This is a genomic window from Streptomyces sp. WM6386 (genome assembly GCF_000972385.1).
In the GTDB taxonomy this organism is placed as follows: Bacteria; Actinomycetota; Actinomycetes; order Streptomycetales; family Streptomycetaceae; genus Streptomyces.
Genome location: NZ_JXTE01000646.1, coordinates 1 through 359 on the forward strand (window position 1 = coordinate 1; position 359 = coordinate 359).

The window sequence follows — 359 nt, forward strand, 5'->3', positions numbered from 1 at the left end:
TCGCCGAGCCCCTGTGGGCCGAGATCACACTCATCATCCAGGAGGCAGTACCGCAGCAGCAGGCGGCCCACCTGCCCTTCCTGCGCCAGATCGGTGTCTTCCAGCCAGCCCGTACCCTTGGCCTCGTGCGGTGGTTGTACGAGCACCAGACCGACCCAGCAGTGCGCCGAGCTCTTCCCCCAGTACTTGATGCCGTCGCCCACGACCTGCAGCACATCGACGAGGCCTGCGATCTGCTGTGGGAGCTGGGCAGGGACGATGCGCGCACGCTGAACGCCCACCCCGACCACGCCTTGCGAATCCTCACCCAACTGGCCTCATACGAGTTGGGCAAGCCGTTCGCCTATCAGCAGGCCGTC

General features: G+C 66.0%; 1 protein-coding gene. It reads left to right on the plus strand.

Annotation, left to right across the window (positions count from 1 at the left end; genetic code table 11):
- Positions 1-359: hypothetical protein (locus TN53_RS43080; RefSeq protein WP_046264381.1), on the plus strand; the 359-nt coding region annotated here is incomplete at both ends.